This window comes from Roseibium sp. (assembly GCF_965216085.1).
Lineage (GTDB): Bacteria > Pseudomonadota > Alphaproteobacteria > Rhizobiales > Stappiaceae > Roseibium.
On sequence record NZ_OZ244138.1, the window covers coordinates 3,567,003 to 3,583,745 of the forward strand.

At 56.1% G+C, this 16,743-nt stretch carries 12 protein-coding genes; 5 read left to right on the forward strand and 7 right to left on the reverse strand.

Annotated elements, in window-relative coordinates; all coding sequences use genetic code 11:
* Positions 1-40: 40 nt before the first annotated feature.
* The 4 genes from ACOOFE_RS16750 (at position 41) to ACOOFE_RS16765 (ending at position 2,256) form a co-directional block, all read left to right on the forward strand.
* Positions 41-280, forward strand: a complete 240-nt coding sequence (locus ACOOFE_RS16750; protein WP_420411099.1) for a ribbon-helix-helix domain-containing protein — start codon at positions 41-43, stop codon at positions 278-280.
* On the forward strand, positions 264-548 hold the full coding sequence (locus ACOOFE_RS16755) for a type II toxin-antitoxin system RelE/ParE family toxin (RefSeq protein WP_420411100.1): 285 nt from the start codon (positions 264-266) through the stop codon (positions 546-548). The genes ACOOFE_RS16750 and ACOOFE_RS16755 overlap by 17 nt, the downstream gene beginning before the upstream one ends.
* A gap of 95 nt (positions 549-643) precedes the next feature.
* Entirely contained in the window at positions 644-1,807 is a 1,164-nt protein-coding gene (locus ACOOFE_RS16760; protein ID WP_420411101.1) for an iron-containing alcohol dehydrogenase, read from the forward strand.
* A complete protein-coding gene (locus ACOOFE_RS16765) occupies positions 1,804-2,256 on the forward strand; it encodes an acyl-CoA thioesterase (RefSeq protein WP_420411102.1) in 453 nt (150 codons plus the stop codon). The genes ACOOFE_RS16760 and ACOOFE_RS16765 overlap by 4 nt, the downstream gene beginning before the upstream one ends.
* A 72-nt stretch (positions 2,257-2,328) precedes the next feature.
* Here the strand turns inward: ACOOFE_RS16765 and ACOOFE_RS16770 are convergent, their stop codons facing one another.
* The 3 genes from ACOOFE_RS16770 to dapA form a co-directional block, all read right to left on the reverse strand.
* Positions 2,329-3,024, reverse strand: coding sequence for a hypothetical protein (locus ACOOFE_RS16770; protein ID WP_420411103.1), 696 nt, complete (start codon positions 3,022-3,024; stop codon positions 2,329-2,331).
* A 434-nt stretch (positions 3,025-3,458) separates the two neighbouring features.
* Positions 3,459-3,938, reverse strand: a complete 480-nt coding sequence (smpB, locus tag ACOOFE_RS16775) for an SsrA-binding protein SmpB (RefSeq protein ID WP_141187355.1) — start codon at positions 3,936-3,938, stop codon at positions 3,459-3,461.
* A gap of 44 nt (positions 3,939-3,982) precedes the next feature.
* Positions 3,983-4,861 carry a 4-hydroxy-tetrahydrodipicolinate synthase gene (gene dapA, locus ACOOFE_RS16780; RefSeq protein WP_420411104.1) on the reverse strand — a complete coding sequence of 293 codons (879 nt, stop codon included), beginning with the start codon at positions 4,859-4,861 and terminating at the stop codon, positions 3,983-3,985.
* 277 nt (positions 4,862-5,138) lie between these two features.
* Here dapA and ACOOFE_RS16785 point away from each other — a divergent pair, with 277 nt between their 5' ends.
* A complete protein-coding gene (locus tag ACOOFE_RS16785) occupies positions 5,139-6,056 on the forward strand; it encodes an alpha/beta fold hydrolase (protein ID WP_420411105.1) in 918 nt (305 codons plus the stop codon).
* A gap of 241 nt (positions 6,057-6,297) precedes the next feature.
* Here the strand turns inward: ACOOFE_RS16785 and ACOOFE_RS16790 are convergent, their stop codons facing one another.
* The 4 genes from ACOOFE_RS16790 to parA form a co-directional block, all read right to left on the reverse strand.
* A complete protein-coding gene (locus ACOOFE_RS16790; RefSeq protein WP_420411106.1) occupies positions 6,298-7,470 on the reverse strand; it encodes a porin in 1,173 nt (390 codons plus the stop codon).
* 477 nt (positions 7,471-7,947) lie between these two features.
* On the reverse strand, positions 7,948-10,059 hold the full coding sequence (pbpC, locus tag ACOOFE_RS16795; protein WP_420411107.1) for a penicillin-binding protein 1C: 2,112 nt from the start codon (positions 10,057-10,059) through the stop codon (positions 7,948-7,950).
* A gap of 31 nt (positions 10,060-10,090) precedes the next feature.
* Positions 10,091-15,628: an alpha-2-macroglobulin family protein gene (locus tag ACOOFE_RS16800; RefSeq protein WP_420411108.1), complete on the reverse strand. Its 5,538-nt coding sequence runs from the start codon at positions 15,626-15,628 to the stop codon at positions 10,091-10,093.
* Positions 15,629-16,002: 374 nt separating this feature from the next.
* Complete coding sequence (gene parA, locus ACOOFE_RS16805; RefSeq protein ID WP_141187361.1) at positions 16,003-16,644, reverse strand: ParA family partition ATPase; 642 nt, start codon at positions 16,642-16,644, stop codon at positions 16,003-16,005.
* Positions 16,645-16,743: the final 99 nt, after the last annotated feature.

The following is a 16,743-nucleotide window of genomic DNA, read 5'->3' on the forward strand; positions in this document are numbered from 1 at the left end:
TATCGCACCATGTTGAATTATCCGAATTGGAGAGCCATGCATGCCGCGACAAAGCATTTCGCTGACCGGGCCAAATGACGAATGGCTGAAGACCCAGGTCGAAAGTGAAGAATTTACGAGCAAGAGTGAAGTTGTCAACGATCTCATCCGCCGGGCGCGTGAAGCTGAAGATATCCGGAACTGGCTGATTTCAGCTGAGCAAAGCGGTTTCACCAACCAGACACCGGAGCAGATTCGAGCAAGAGCCAAAGCACGGCTCAAAAATGCAGGCAACATATAGTCTCAAGATCAGTCACTCAGCCGCACAAGATCTTGCGTCCATTTATGAATATGGATTTGTTACGTGGGGAGAAGACCGTGCAGATCTTTATTATAACGCTCTTTCTGATCAGCTCAGACAGATTTGCCTGAACCCATTCCTTTACGCGACAGTTGACGACATTCGCTCCGGTTACCGGCGCTGTGTTTTCGGTGCCCACTGCATATACTTCCGAGTCAGCGGAACTACGGTCGAAATCATGGCAGTGATTGGACGGCAGGCATACTAGAGATATAGATCTTACATATAGCGCCCCTGCCCTACGAATTCCCCCTCGACTGAGGCTCGTTTCTTATGCACACTCGGCAAAAATCGGGAGGGCATATGATCGGGGCATTCACATTCAGCACCAGCCAGCGAATTGTTTTTGAAAATGGTGCGGCAGCCAAACTTGCAGACCACGCAGCGGAATTTCTGGGCGATCGGCCGTTTCTGGTTACGGATCCGGGTATTGTTTCCCTCGGTCTCCACTCTGACTGTGAAGCCAGCCTGGCCGGTAAAGGCCATAGCCTCGGCTGCTACTCCGATGTTGTGGCTGATCCACCGCAAAAACTGATTGATGACGCTGTTTCGGCTGCTGGAGAGCATGGCGCAACGTCCATTATCGGCTTTGGTGGCGGCTCCTCTCTGGATGTGGCCAAACTGGTTGCCCTGCTCTTGGGCAGCGGTGAAGATCTCGATGAGGCCTGGGGCATCGGCAACGCGAAAGGCCCTCGCCTGCCTTTGATCCTTATTCCAACCACCGCTGGCACCGGATCGGAAGTCACGCCTATCTCGATCATTACGGTCGGAGAAGATGAAAAACGTGGTGTTGTCTCCCCGCTCCTCTTGCCGGATCTTGCTGTTCTAGACCCCTTGTTGACGCTTGGCTTGCCCGCCCATGTCACCGCGGCAACCGGTGTCGATGCCATGGTGCATGCCATTGAGGCCTATGCGTCTAAATCGGCCAACAATAATCCGGTCTCCCAGACGCTGGCAGTCGAAGCCTTGAAGCTTCTCGGCGCGAACATAGAACAGGCTGTCTTTGAGCCTGCGGACGAACAGGCTCGGGGCGGCATGCTGCTCGGCTCCATGCTCGCCGGCATGGCCTTTGCCAATTCACCAGTTGCCGCCGTTCACGCCCTCGCCTACCCGATTGGCGGTACATTTCACGTACCGCACGGCCTTTCAAATGCTCTGGTCTTGCCGCATGTTCTTGAGTTCAATAACGTCGTCGCAGCAAAGACTTACGCGGAACTCGCTCCAGTTCTATTTCCTGATCTGATCGATGTTTCGGGCGTTGAAGACCGCGCTGATGCATTCGCCAAACGGCTCGGCGGATTGACACAGAAACTTGGTCTTCAAACCAAATTAAGCGAGGTGGGAATTTCGGCCGAGGATCTTCCCAAAATGGCGGCGGATGCTATGAAACAGACCCGCCTTCTGGTGAACAACCCCCGGGATCTCACCGAGACCGATGCCTTCAATATCTACAAGGCGGCTCTATGACGGCACAAGCCCCTCAGCAAGCCTCCCGCCCAGAGCCGCTCGACCGGTCAGAATTCAAGACATTCCTGGATATCCCCACCCGGTGGATGGACGTGGATATCTATGGCCATGTGAATAACGTCCAATACCTGAGTTACTTCGATACAGCGGTGAACAGCTGGTACATAGAGAACGGCCTGATCGACCCGGCCAGCAGCGAAACCGTCTTTCTGGTTGCCGAAACAAGCTGCAATTATTTTGCCGAACTCTTGTTTCCGAGCGTCGTGTCCGCCGGGCTCAAAATCGAAAAACTCGGCCAAAGCTCAGTGATTTTCAGGGTAGGTTTGTTTTCCGGCGAAGACCAGTCGACGGCCGCTCATGGCCGGTTCGTCCATATCCATGTGGACAGAATGAGCCGGCGGCCTGTCCCGATTTCCGACAACACCCGGGCGATACTGAGCACACTTTAGCCGCATATGATCCAACCCCAGTCGCCGGAGCTGCAAATCCTACACATACATCAAGCACCGGAGGAACATAGGCTATTCTATGTTGGCCAAGTGGGCATTGAACTCACGAACAAAAACTTCCGTCTCAGAAGTTGGTTTGCATAGTACACTGTCATCATGAACCGCGACTGGATTTGCCTTGTCATGCGGGAATGGTTCTTTGCCCATCTCCTCAAAGGTCGTGTAAGCGTCTGGTACATAAGCAATAAAAGCATCCAGACGACCGACCTCGAGTTTTTTAATGCTCTGATTGATTGTAGACGCCAAATCAAACTCTATTCCGGCACTCTCGACGGCATTGCCATAGGGCATTCCATGCCGTGCTCCAACCTTTTTGCCAGCAAGATCAGAAAGCGAGTTGACCGGTGGCGACCCTGGTGCCGTCCATATGTAAACCTTTGCCTCGGTCATGGCAGTTGTCGCTAGGTAGTCCGCTGGATAGTCATAAAAGTCGGCGTTCTTATTTGCAGGCGACAGGCAGCAGTTCTCGCAACGTTCGAATTCAATTGCGGCTCTGTTGGGAGGAAGAACCTTCAAAGCCACGGGAAAACTCGAGGTCATGGAGGTGAGGACCTCGTCATAGAACCCCTTTCCGTCACCCTGGTGCAACCCTTCAATTTCGGTTGCAATGATTGTAATCTCGGCAGCTTTGACAGGCAAAGAGAACACATTCACTGACAGCAAACCGACTGCCACAGCTGTCAGAAGTTTCGATTTTTTAGTGTACATGAGGCCTAACCTTCAGCAGGAGAAACTAGGTCGCCGAAGACTATGTATGTGATGTCAACACAACCACTGACCGGGAAGAGAACAGAGTTGAGACGCCACCAAGACGTGCATTTTTGCGCACAACTACCAATACTTTTTTCTGGCAATTCGGGAAACCGATTAACAAGCCGCCAAGAATTTCCCGCTCTGCGAGCGCGTTCATAAACCCACCACCTGAAACGAAAAGCGGTACAAATGGCAGGTCGCCAATACTCAGTGAATTTCTATTCGCCGGCGGATAGATACCGACACAAGAATTTCCACATCTTGTGAACTGTTTTCCCACCGCCAGTTAACCGACAACAAGTCACAGGCTACGCACAGGTTTCTCACTACCTATGCACTTCCAATCCACAACAAAATCGGGTCGATCTGCTGCCCGAGGGGCCGGTAAATCAGGAGAAATTCTTCATTAGGCGCGACTTTTCACGCTGCCAGTCGCGTTTCTTTTCCGTTTCGCGCTTGTCGTGCAGTTTCTTGCCGCGGGCCAGGGCCAATTCCAGCTTGGCCTTGCCTTTGTCATTAAAATAGAGCTTGAGAGGAACAATGGTCTTGCCCTCTTTCTGGACTGCGCCAGCTAGCTTGCCGATTTCCCGCTTGTGCAACAAGAGTTTGCGCGGGCGGCGCGGCTCGTGATTGAACCGGTTGCCTTGCAAATACTCCGGAATATAGACGTTGTAGATCCAGATCTCGCCCTGATATTCCGCCGCATAAGATTCGCCGATATTCGCCTTACCTGTGCGAAGGGATTTGACTTCCGTGCCCTTCAGCTCAAGACCGGCTTCCAGCGTATCTTCGATTTCATAATTAAACCGGGCCTTCCGGTTGTCGGAAATGATGGTCCGGCCCGGAACGCCCCCTTTTTTCGGAGCCATTTTGTGTTTCCCGGGCGTGCCTGAACACGCCCTTTTCCTTTAAATCAGTTGATCAGACCGGCATGCGCCAAAGCGTCCCGGATCTCAGCTTGCGTTCCTTCGGTAATTGGCACCAACGGCAAACGCAGTTCTTCTTCAATCTTGCCCAGAAGGGACAATGCATATTTCGACCCAGTCGGGTTCGGCTCCAAAAACAATGCCCGGTGGAGCGGAGCAAGCCGGTCCTGATACTCAAGTGCTGTCTTGTAGTCGCCTGCCAAAGTTGCCGCCTGGAATTCTGCACATAGGCGCGGCGCAACATTGGCGGTCACGGAAATACAGCCGACACCACCGTGCGCGTTGAAAGCCAGAGCCGAAATATCTTCACCAGATAGCTGGTTGAACTCCGGGCCGCACAATTGTCGCTGGCGCGACACCTTCGCCATATCCGCGGTCGCATCTTTGACACCCTTGATATTCTCACAAGTCTCAAACAGCTCAGCCATCGTTTCCGGTGTCATGTCAATAATCGACCGGCCCGGAATGTTGTAAATCAGGATCGGCAACCCAACCGCATCATTGACGGCCTTGAAATGCGCTTTCAAACCCGCTTGGTTTGGCTTGTTGTAATAAGGCGTCACCACCAGAAGGCCATCAGCGCCTGCTTCTTCAGCATGCCGTGCGAAGTCGATGGCTTCAACCGTGTTGTTGGAGCCGGCGCCAGCGATGACCGGCACCCGGCCAGCAGCCGCTTCAATGCAGAGCTCAATGACCCGCTTGTGTTCGGCGTGTGACAGTGTCGGGCTTTCGCCGGTGGTGCCAACCGGGACCAGTCCGGTTGAGCCTTCCTTTATCTGCCAATCGACGAATTCCTGAAACCGTTTCTCATCAACGGCCCCGTCCTTGAATGGCGTGATTAGCGCTGGGATGGAGCCTGTGAACATCTCGGTTTCCTTTAAGATCGGCGATACAGGGTTAAGCCATGCGGGCGGATGCCCATGGAGTTCTAACGGAGGCGCAACATACTCATCCGACCGGCATCGGGCAATCCTGCAACTGCTGTTTAGGTCCCTCATTTTTGCTTTTCTTAGCGGTGTGTTGGTGCCAGCCCACACTTCACCCCTTTTGCGTGTATCTTCGCAGTGCAAACTTCCTATGGCAGCACGTCTCAGGTACCGCTATCTTAAGGAAAACCACATACAGACTCAGGGGAGAAACGCCTTGTCGTTTGCACCGGCGGAAACACCGCCCTTTGATCCAGTTTGGAACGGCGGCGTTCCTTTTTCCTATCAAAGCCCCGACGGCCTGACCCTGGCGGGCCGGGAATGGCGTCCCGGGCAAAGCGAGCCCAATCTCAAAAAAATCCCGGTTCTCTGTTTGCCTGGGCTTTCTAGAAATACGCGCGATTTCCGGGACATTGCAGCGTTTCTTCAAAAACATGGGCACCATGTTGTTGCGTTGGATTACCGCGGCCGGGGCGAAAGCGCTTGGGATGACGACTGGCGGAACTATGCTCTCCCTATCGAGGAAAAGGACATTGACGCGGCGATCGAAAAACTCGGCCTTTCCCGCTTTGCGATCATCGGGACCTCACGAGGTGGTTTGCATGCCCTTGCTATGGCTCGCCGCTATACGCCTGAACTGTTGGCAGCAGTCATTTTCAATGACATTGGGCCCCATATAGAAATGCGGGCCATTCACAGGATTGCCGCAACACTCGGCCGCAATATGACCTACAGCTCTTTGACAGACGTTGCGCAATCACTCAGGCAGATCCTTGGCATGCAGTTTCCGGTATTTTCCGAAACCGACTGGCTGAAACTCGCCGGCCAATTGGCGTCAGAGCATGAGGACAAAGTGGTCCTAGATTATGATCCGGCACTCGCTCATCAATTTGCCAGTTTGGATGACGCCGCGCCGGTGCCGGACCTCTGGCCACTCTATGACGCGGTAAAAGACCGGCCGGTTATGATTATCCGCGGCTCTCAATCGGACCTTTTAAGCGAAGAGACCGCCAATAGGATGGTTGAAACCCACCCAAATGCGGAATTGCACACAGTCCAGGGTCAAGGACATGCGCCGGTACTTTGGGAGCAGGAGACCCAGGAACAGATTGCTGGTTTTTTAAACCGGATTTGATTGGGATTCGCGCAGTTCGGAGTTTCGAAGGTCTCGACGAACAATGCAGGCGGATGTCCTAATTCGGCGAAAAGCCGAGCTGGGACTACTTAAACTCTATTCAACAAGTGCGATGTGGCAGCGGTTCCGGCGCTCTCTAATCCCGTAGCCTGGCGCAAGGTTTAAACCACACTCTGAAAACACAAAAAGAAAACCCGGCGTTTCCGCCGGGTTTTCCATCAAACCTTAAGATAAGGATTGATTAGAAGGTGCGCTGAACACGGAAGGTCGCGGTCAGATCGTCGTTGTCGGTACCACCAACACCGAAGTCTTCGTTGCGGTATTCCATTTCAGCACCGATGACCAGACCGGAAACCGGGGTCCAAGCAAGGGTACCGTGTGCGGACCATGCGTCGACGTCGTTAGCTGTGCCAAGAGCGTCGATGGACCAGTACTGACCCTGAAGGGATGCAGACACTGTGGAAGTGAAGGAGTGTGTCAGACCAGCAGCGATGCCCCAACCAGTGGAAGTGGACAGGCCAGTGCCAGCTGCGTTCACAGTAGCGTCGTAGCCGCTGTAAGCTTCGTGGATGTAGCCGATTGCGCCGTCAGCGTATGCTGCGCGGAGACCCAGGCCAGTGTTGGAGCCGAGCATCGGCAGGTTGAAGCGAGCAGAAGCTGCAAGAGCCCAACCAGTAGCGGAGTCAACCGGTGCAGTGGAAGCCTGGTTGTTGCGAACAACACCAGAAAGGTGTGCCTGCCCCCAGCCCTGGTTTACGCTCAACTTACCGACGAGTGCCGGGATGCGATGACCGCCACGTGCGTAGCCACCGAGGAAGCCACCAGCGCGGCCGCCGTTGTCAGCTTCGACAGAAACGCTTGCGGACATGCCGTTGCCGAATGCAGCGGTGTAAGCAAGAACGTTAGCGCGGGAGTCAAGGCCCTGACCGATCTGAGAACCCCAGGACTCACCAGTCCAGCCGTCAAAGAAAGAACCGGTACGACCGAAGGTGAAGCCACCGAGCTGTACGAATGCTTCCCACATTTCTGTGTTGCCGCCAGCGGAAGCGAACGCAGAGTTGTTGGAAGTGAACCAAACGTCGGTGTATGTGCGCAGCAGGCCGAATTCAGTCTGTGTGCGAGCGTCAAGACGGATGTAACCACGAGCACGGAAGCGTGTGGATTCGTCGGTCTTAGCGTCCCAGTTGTTCGGGCCAGTGCCTGCGAAATCCTGGAAGCGGTAGTCGGCACGAACACGGCCGCCAACGCGCAGGCAAGTTTCGGTGCCTGGGATGTAGAAGAAGCGAGCGCCGTATGCGTCACAGATACGAACGTAGTCAACCGGCTCCGGAGCAACCGGAAGATCAGCTGCCTGAGCAGTGGTGGCGGTTGCAACGGCTGCAGCGCCGAGCATCATGCCTTTAAAGAGTTTCATGTCTGACCTCCAAAATCAGTCAAATTACCAGCATCATTATGATGCCATTATCCCCGCGAATAATTTCTGTATTTGCTTCCTGACGGAGGTTGGATGTCCGAGGTATGCAAATCAGCGCGGCCCGAAGCCGCTCGCAGTTGTGACCATACGCATACCGATCTGCCGTTCAACTGAGAAATCCGTTTTGGCGGCGTCAGGAAGGGTTTTGAGAAACCGGTGTTGCGTGAATGTCACAAAATCAGGGTCGGTGTTTAGGATTTGGTAGGATTTAGAAGCGTTTGGACCCAGAATTTCGTTCAAAATCCGCTTTCTTCCGTCTTCCAAACGCCTGCAAACCGGCCCCAAACCCACCCCGTTTCCGCAGGATTCTCCCAAGGAATCGGCAATTATTGTGACAGGTAGGCTGCCAGACCAATCAAGATCAGCGCGCAGCCCGGAACATTCCCGGGAGTCGCATTGGCTATCGAGTGTTGATTCTCAAGGTTTGGTTTCAATCGAGACCGACACTTTGGAACTGCGCCCAGCCGCATCAAGAATCATGAGGTTTGCAAATCCGGTTTCCGGTGCGGGCCAAAGGAGCCGTTGATCAAACACGGCCTCGCCAATCGGAGCACCGTTTACGAAAAGCCTATAGGGCCGCTGACCACCTTGGAATTTGACGACAAGCGGATCATTAGAACCAGACTGTCGTCTTTCAAGCTGAAGTTCCGCGCCATTCGGTGGAAAGGTGATTCCCAACCGGCCTTCCCGCCGTTTTTGATCTGGCCGACTTTGTACACGCGCGTAACGCAAGGCTTCTGGAACTTGCCTGGGATCGGTCACCGAATATCCGTGAGGCGGCTGAGGCAAAGAACGGCGCCCGGCCGACAAACTCTGAAAGGCTTCAAAAAGAATCGGCACCGCTGCGGTTGCCCCAGTTTGACCTGGAACCGGCGATCCATCTGCACGCCCTGACCACACCCCAACCACATAGCGACCGTCATATCCAACCGCCCAGGCATCCCGGTAGCCGTAAGACGTACCGGTCTTATACGCGATAAGCCCTTTTTCCGGATTGAGCGGTTGCTGCAGACCGGACAGCGCTTCCGTCACCTGCCAGGCTGCCTTTTCTGGCAAGACCGGTAAGGATTTCCGTCCGGACACTTCGGTGGCGGGGCAAGATGACCGGCAAGTCCGAAGGTGGATCGCGTCTCCCTGTCGAGCCAGAGCTGCAAAACTTTGGGTCAAGTCGCGCAACGAGAGACCAATTCCGCCAAGCCCAATAGCCAGACCCGGACCCTGTCCTGTTTCCAGAGCCGGGCGAACACCTGCGCGTTTCAACCGGGCCAGCAGTCTGGACGGACCAACGGCTTCCAGAAGTTGGACTGCCGGGGTGTTCAAAGATAACTGCAGCGCTTCGCGTAAAGTTACGGTTCCCTGGTAGGCCAAATCGAAGTTCGTCGGGCGGTAACCGCCAATGTCGGTCGGTCGGTCAACGATCAAACTCTCCGGCAGGCCAATCCCCTCTTCAAAGGCGAGACCATATATATAGGGTTTAAGGGTGGATCCTGGCGAGCGGATCGAACGTGTCATATCGACATGCCCTGCCCGGCCTTCATCCAGAAGGTCTGGAGACCCGACACTCGCCAGAATGTCACCGGTCTGATGGTCTGCTACAACCATCGCCAGCGTGAGCGGTGCCGGCTGCACAGAAACGCGCCGGCGGGCAAGGCCTTCCAGAGCCTGCTGCACATCCCGGTCCAGCGTCAGCGCCAATACGGCCTGCTTTGGTGAGTCCAAACGTGCTTGGCGGCTTTCATGGGCTGCCAGAATCGGTATTGAATGCCGTTTTGCTCTTAGCGGCTCCCGCGCTGCCGATTGAGCCTCTTCCAGATCTAAAACACCGGCCGACACCGCCCGGGCCAAGACCCGGTTCCTCGCGTTTTTGGCATTTTCTGCAAAACGGTCTGGCCGCCGGCGTTCCGGGCTTTGAGGAAGAGCGACCAAAAGGGCGGCTTCTGCCGGTGTCAGCCTGCGGGGTTCTTTACCGAACCAAATCAGACTGGCCGCACGGACGCCCTCAACATTGCCGCCGAACGGCGCCCGCAACGCATATAAATGTAGGATCTCGTCCTTCGTTGCAGTTTGTTCCAGTTGAACAGCTTTCAGGATCTGCAAATATTTGCGCTGAACCGTTTTTGTCGGCGTCTCCTCCAGAAGGCGGGCGACCTGCATGGTCAGCGTCGACCCGCCTGAAACAAGGCGGCCATTTTTCAGTGCCTGAAAAACGGCCCGGCCCAGCGCCCGGATATCAACGCCGCCGTGAGACCGGAACCGTTTGTCTTCGTAGGCCTGTAGCATCTCGAAATAGAGCGGGTCGATCCCGGCAGGATCGACCGGAAGCCGCCATTTGCTATCTTCACTGGTGAATGCGCGTAAAAGCCGGTCGTTCCGGTCAAGAACGACAGTGGATACGGATAGATCTGATACAGATGGCAATGGCGGGAGAGCCTGGTAGTCACTCACGACTTTCCAAGTCAAAGCGGCGGCACACAACACACCGCTTCCGCCGATGGCAAATCCCCAACGTGTGATCGATCGTATTTTCATCCAAAGACGCTTTCCGTATGACCAGCCTTTCCTAACGTGTCGGACCCAGCACCACGAACCGGGATGTCTCCGTTACGGCACGCCGCTCCGGCCGGTACATATCTTCAACCGACGCCGACGGGTGGGCAAAGTCACCCGGCGTCGCGGCACGCGCCAGATAGGCAAATGTCAGTTCCTGGTCGCTCCAACGGGTTTGATCAACAGACACTTCGAACGTTCCGGCATGGAACGAGCTGTATTCTGGTGTATCGATGGTTGAGAGGAACGACAGGCCACCAAGGTCGCCTGAACGCACAAGGCGAGGATTGTCGATGGCCAGCCCTGCAGGCAACCGGTCGACCACCATCAAGCGGCCAGGTTGATCGGTCAGCGCCCGGACCTTGACCACCACAGCAACGCGCGTGTTGACCGGCACTGCGGACGGGTCGAGAAGATTGCCGTCTAGATCGTACAGCGTGCGCTCGACAGCATAGTCCTTGCCTCCGGCTGGTTCCGGGTTCAACGGCTGACCGGAGACAGACATCAGCAACTCGGCGGGTTTCGCTCCGTTGTTGCGCACGTCTACCTGTCCAGCCTTCAAGGCGTCCCATTCCAGGGTCCACGCCAGACGGCCGGGTTCTTCCACCCCGCCGACAGAGATAAGCGCCTCATCTGCAGACTTGTTCAGGGCATTGGCCGCCAGCAGAAGCCAGGCCATATCCTGGGTCGACCGGCTTTGCGTGCCGGTATCGGCTGATGAGAGCGCCTCAACTGCACGGCTATTGAGTTCATCGGTAACCGACGCCGTCACAACATAATCAGTGACACCGGCTGCATCGCGCAGGGGCGAGCCAAAGTCCTCTCGATAGGACTGACCCGATCCAATTGACAAAGCGTCGATCGCTGCCCCAAAACCAGCCGCTGCACGCTCATCTTCGCCGTAGAGAGCGAGGCTTGCCGCCAGCTGCGCCTTGGCGAGCGGGGTGGCAAAGCTCTGCAATTTGGCATCGAGGTAATACCGGAGGTCGCCCATGGAAGCCCGGCCGTTGCGCGCCAAGACATAAAGCGCATAGGCAATGTCTTCCCCGCCACTTTCAAAATCGGATGCATAGGCAATCCGGTTTTCCAAATTGTCGAGTGCAGACGTAAAGGCGATGTCCGGAACTCTGTAGCCTTTTTCCCGCGCCCGGGTCAGGAAGTCGGCGACATAAGCATCCAGCCAGGTTCCGCCACTGCCATAACTGTTCCAAAGACCAAAAGAGCCGCCGGACGCCTGATTGGCCAGAACAGCCGCAATCGCCTGGATGACACGCTCCCGGATGGCATCGTCACCGCCGAGACCAGCCGCTTCTGCCACTTCACTTAGATAAAGCAGCGGCAACGCACGGCTGGTGGTCTGCTCCGTGCAGCCATAAGGATAGCGGTCGAGCGCGCCCAAAAGCCCGGCAATATCAATCCGCGCAGCCCCGCCGGCCGTCAGCGTGACTTTCACACTGTCATCTCGCAGATCGTCGAAAATTGCCGCCGACACTTCCAGATTGTTGCCAGGCGCCAGATCAAAGGCATAACTGCGTACCACAGGCGGCTGCGTGTCCTTGATCTCCAAGTTCAGCCGTTTGACGACCGTCACATTGGTAGAGCTGGAAAGGGATGCCACGATTTCTGTGCGTCCCAGAGCCTCTCCAGCAACAATGGGCACAATCACTTGGGCCTTCTTGCCCGTTTCCAGATCGAGAACCTGGGTATGGCCGCTGCCGTCCCCAAGGCTAAGCCCGTCACTGGCGCTCAACTCAAGATCATAGGAGCCGGACGGTGCATCGACGGGATCGATTTCCAACAAAAGACGTGAGCGATCTCCCGGCGCCAGAAACGCTGGTGTGCTCGCACTCATGACGATTGGCGCCCGAACTTCCACGTCCTGTTCGCCGTGACCAACACCGGTCGCGCTCCAGGCAACCGTGATCAAACGCAATGCACCATTGAAGTCCGGAACGTCGAAAGTGATGGTCGCTTCGCCTTTGTCATCGACTTTCACCAAACCGGAGAACAAAGCCACCGGTTCATCGTCGGGCGGCGGTGCGTCCAAACGCATTCCCATACCATCGCCGCCTGAGCGGACTTTGCCGCGTGCACCTGCCGTTCTGTCGATCAATTGGCCATAAAGGTCCCGAATATCGGTGCCAAGGCGGCGCTGGCCAAAATACCAGTTTTCTGGCGCCGGGGTTTCATAGGCTGTCAGATTGAGAATACCGACATCAACCGCTGCGACTGTAATGTAAGCCTCTTCGCCAGCCTCAAGATTGGCCAGCTGGATCGGCACATCCAATTGTGTCTGTGGCCGGATCTGTGCGGGGACATCCATGACCACCTGGAGATTACGGTCTTCCGGATCAACTTGCAACCAGGACAGGCCCATGGCCCGCGACGGCATTTGGCCCTGCGGCAAATCCATCGGCCGGTAGAGACTGGCGGTAACATAGGCGCCCGCCCCCCAGCTCGCCTCGACCGGGATATCGATTTCGGTTTCTTCCGCTGAGACATCAACCGTTTGGGTCGAGAGCACACCGTCTGCAATCACATTGATCAGCGCTGTCCCGGCCATTTGCGGCTTTAGACGGAGTTTTGCGACTTCACCTGGCCGGTAGGTTTCCTTGTCGAGGCCGACATCCAGATAATCCGGCGTGTCAGACGTTGCATTGGCCGTGTACCATCCTGCCTGGAACGTCACCCGCGTTGCGGTCTGCAAGCTGCCTGACCCTTGAACGTCCAGCCGGTATTCGCCCCACTCGACAGGAAGAGACAAATTGGCCGGCTGCTCTTTGCTGATATCCAGCTTGCCCGATGAAATCCGGCGGGTTGAGGTGATCGGTTCATAGGACCAGCGGCCATCCAGCCGGTACCATTGATAGCGCCGGTCGACCTTTGAGAGCGTCCAGGTCACCCCATCGGCACTGGTGCGTTCACCGTCAGTCCCAATGACAATGACCGAAAAGTCGGCTGGGCCACCTTCATCGACGCCGCCGTCAAAGGCGGCTTTGATGCCAATGCGCCGCCCATCAAGAGCAACGGGCAAATCCAATGTACGCTCGACATACCGTCCGCCCGTTTCAACAAGGCGCGCAACAAGCTCGGCATCGTAAAGACCTGTTGTCTCCGGCAGTCCGGGCAATACAGCCGCAAAGGACAATTCGCCCTGGTCATCGGTCTTGAGACCGGAGGGCAGCGGTGAACGCTCTGAATAGGCGTTCGTGTCTTCAATGCCGAATTTGTAACCTGGATAGGTGTCAAGCGTGCGCACTGGCCGGGCAATCACATCCCCTTCCAGAGACTGGCCGCTCGCTGGAGACCCATAAAGAAACTTCGCGGAAAGAGCGACTTTCAAAGGCGCGGTGCGGCTGAAGGTATTTGCATCCGTTTCCAGGGCAAAATCGACGCGCTCGGGCTGATAGTCCTCAACCAGAAACATCTTGTCGGCAAGCGCTTCTCCATCCGGATCCAGCAAAACCTGCCAGGACCAAATCCCCTGTTGCGCCGTAGGGCTGAGGGTCACGTCTTTCACATAACCGCCAAGACCACCATCTTGAACGGTGTAGCGGGCATGTTCGACGCCATCGGGACGGCGGATGATGAAAGTCATAGGCAGGCCGGATTGCGCCTCAGCCTTTGCTGTTCTGAGCAAGGCTTGGGCATGCACGGTTTCTCCGGCTTTATAAACGCCCCGATCCGACCAAGCGAAAACATCGAGCGGCCCTGGTGCCGGACGTCCTTCTACGCCGCGATCGGACAGATCGAAGGCCGGTTTGCGCAAATCCAGGAAACCGTAGTCACCTTCAGCCGTCTCTGCGACCAACACGCCGGGTGCGCTGCCGCCATGCCCACGGGTCAGGCCAGCGGCAAACTTTGCAAATCCGTCTTTATCCGTTTCGACGGTTCCCAAGACCTCATTGTTGACCGCGACCAGCCGGACAGTAACCCCGGACATTGCCTTGGCGCTCGATAACGAGCGGACATTGGCCGAAATGCCGCCGGCGCCGGTCATAGCTGTTAGGCCGAGATCGGACACCAGGAACCACTGTGTTGCCAACGGACCCCATTGGTTTTTCAAATCCAGTTTTGACCTGGCAGTCATGGCATAGATGCCGGGCTCCATCTGAAGCCCCGTCTCCGACAGTGGAATGGCGGTCGTGATGTCTTGATTGAGCTCGTTGCCGGTCTCGATCACACCTGACCAAACCTTTTCGCCGAGATCCTGTTCAATCTTTTCGGCCTGATAGCTGCCCAACTGGCGCAGGAACCTGTTGTCCCGCAAGACGTCCACCACACCCCGGTCGCCGACCCGATAAATGGTGGCCTCAACCTCATTTGTGTTGACCGAGACGATCGGAATGGTCGGATCGCCCCCCGCTGGAAGGACATAGGAGCGGCCGAGGAAATTCACCGATGGACTGCGGTCCCTAACGTAGACCGACACCTCTACGGATTTTTCCAGTTTTTCACCGTCCGCAGCAGGCAGCCCGCTGCGCGCGGTCAGCTGATACCGTGCACCATGACGCACACCTTCGGCGCAGATTTGGGAACCGTCGGCTTCAATAGAGACTGTGCCTTCACCGCGCACCGAGACATAGGGACTGAGATCTTCGCCGACTGGGAGTTTTTGCGAAAAGACCAAGCAAACCCGGGGTGTAGAACTGTCGGAATCCACCTGATGATCAACAATGCGGAAGCCATGCTGTGCCATCAGCTTGTCATACCGGCGCCGGACTGGGGCACTTTCTTCCAGGACAAGCGAAGCCCGCAACGCCTTGATTGCGCCCTTATAGTTGTCACGCAAAACCAGGCCGCGTCCGAGCAAATCCAGGGCGAGCGCGCGCTCGGGTTTGGTCACCGCACGTAGATAGGCGTTTACGGTCGCCGAGATCAGGTTTTTGCGTTTTGTCTCCTTTTCCTGCCAATCCTTTGGATCCTGTACGATCAGAGCCGAACTCAACTGGACCCAAGGATCGTACTGCGCAGAATCAAACACAATCAACTGGAGAAAATCAGCCTCGGCCAAGGCACCATCGCGATTTGCCAGCGCATTCAATCCGTTACGGCGATTTGTTTGCGGATCGAGTCCATTTGGACGCGTGGTGTTCTCGATCCTCTGAACATAGGTCTCTGCCGCTTCTAGCGTTTTTGGGCTGAGGAAGGTCAGCTCGCCCTTCCGCTCGATTTTTGCATCGGCGCGAACCGGCTGAACTTCGACAATACGGCCAGCCACGGCTCCGGCGAAACTCTGCAATTGACCGGCGCCGGATTTCAAAAAACACCAGCCCGCGCTGGTGTTGAAGGTGAAGGCCCGGCACTGGTTATCGCCGATACACGCCGCCTTGCACCCTTCCAGGTCCACATCCTTGACGGTTCGATAGTCACTACCAAAGAAATCGGCATCGTCGATGGTGACGATCCGCCGGTCTTGAGCAGGAGCTGAAACAGTTGCCCCCAAAAGCGCCGCACCACCGGCTAGAAAAGCGCCAGCTATTAAATAGGTGAATCTAAAACCGGATCTATCTGATTGTTTTAAAGACAAAAACTTCGAAAAATGCCACATGGCCAGTCCTCCCGGGCCGAATAACTTTTTCTATCAAGGCACCGGATCATGACGAGGACAAGGCAATTTTATTTTTGGTGGTCAAATGCCGCCCGGCCGGGGTTTAGAGCACCGGGCGAAAACGTGGAAGCGTCTGACCCGTCTCATGTATCTGCTGGCAAGGCGGGCCGCCCGCAGTGGTGTCAGCACCATAAGGGCGGGCCAACGCAGGCCAGTAGGATCATGAGACGAGGCCCTTCGGGTGACTTTGGCCGCCCCACCGGCTGCGTTGCATCTCTTGCCCGATGCCCCGCATCGCGCTGCGTGCTGCGTGCTGCGCCTAACCGGATAGACCGGCCAAAGCCGTCAAACGGTTCCACGTTGCGACTGGTGCTCTAGCCCACCCGGGCAATCAATTCATCGATCAACTGGCCAACTTCCTGAGAGGCTTTGCTGGAGGGGGCATTTTCAGTCACCGCAATCCCCTTGCCCATGGCAGAGGCAAAGACAGTCCGGTTGCCAAGGCGCGCGCTCAAAGCATCGTAGCCGGAAGAGGCAATCGCTTCGGCCATCTCTCCAGTGAGGGAGGCCCGCGGCGGCACCCGGTTCATGACAAGAAGCGCCGGAGTGCTTTCTCTGGCAGCCAAATCAATCGTCTGAGAGGTCGCCCAAAGATCCACCGGGGTGGGCTGGATCGGAACAATCACAAAGTCTGCCGCATCAATGGCTGGCTTGGCATCGGTATCGGTCTTGGGCGGTGTATCAACGATCACATAGCCATGAGACCGAGCCAGGGAACGTGCTTCACGGCGCGCGCCCCAACCGGAAGCCGTGCGGAACTCCAAGCCTGTTTGGTCTTCGCCCAGGTTGTCTTCGCGAGCCTCGTACCAAGTCCCAAGAGACCCTTGCGGATCGACGTCGAGGATTGCGACCGGCTCCCCCGAGCGCTCTGCGAGTGCCACGGCCAGATGAGCAGCGATGGTAGTTTTACCTGAACCGCCTTTTTGCTGCGCAACTGTAAGTATGCGTCCCGACATCACTGCTCTCCCATTTTCTTAGCCGCATATTGCGACGCAACGTTTCGCAATGCAACAAAGAGCCGTGTGTTTGATTGAATTAACGTCCCTCTTACATCT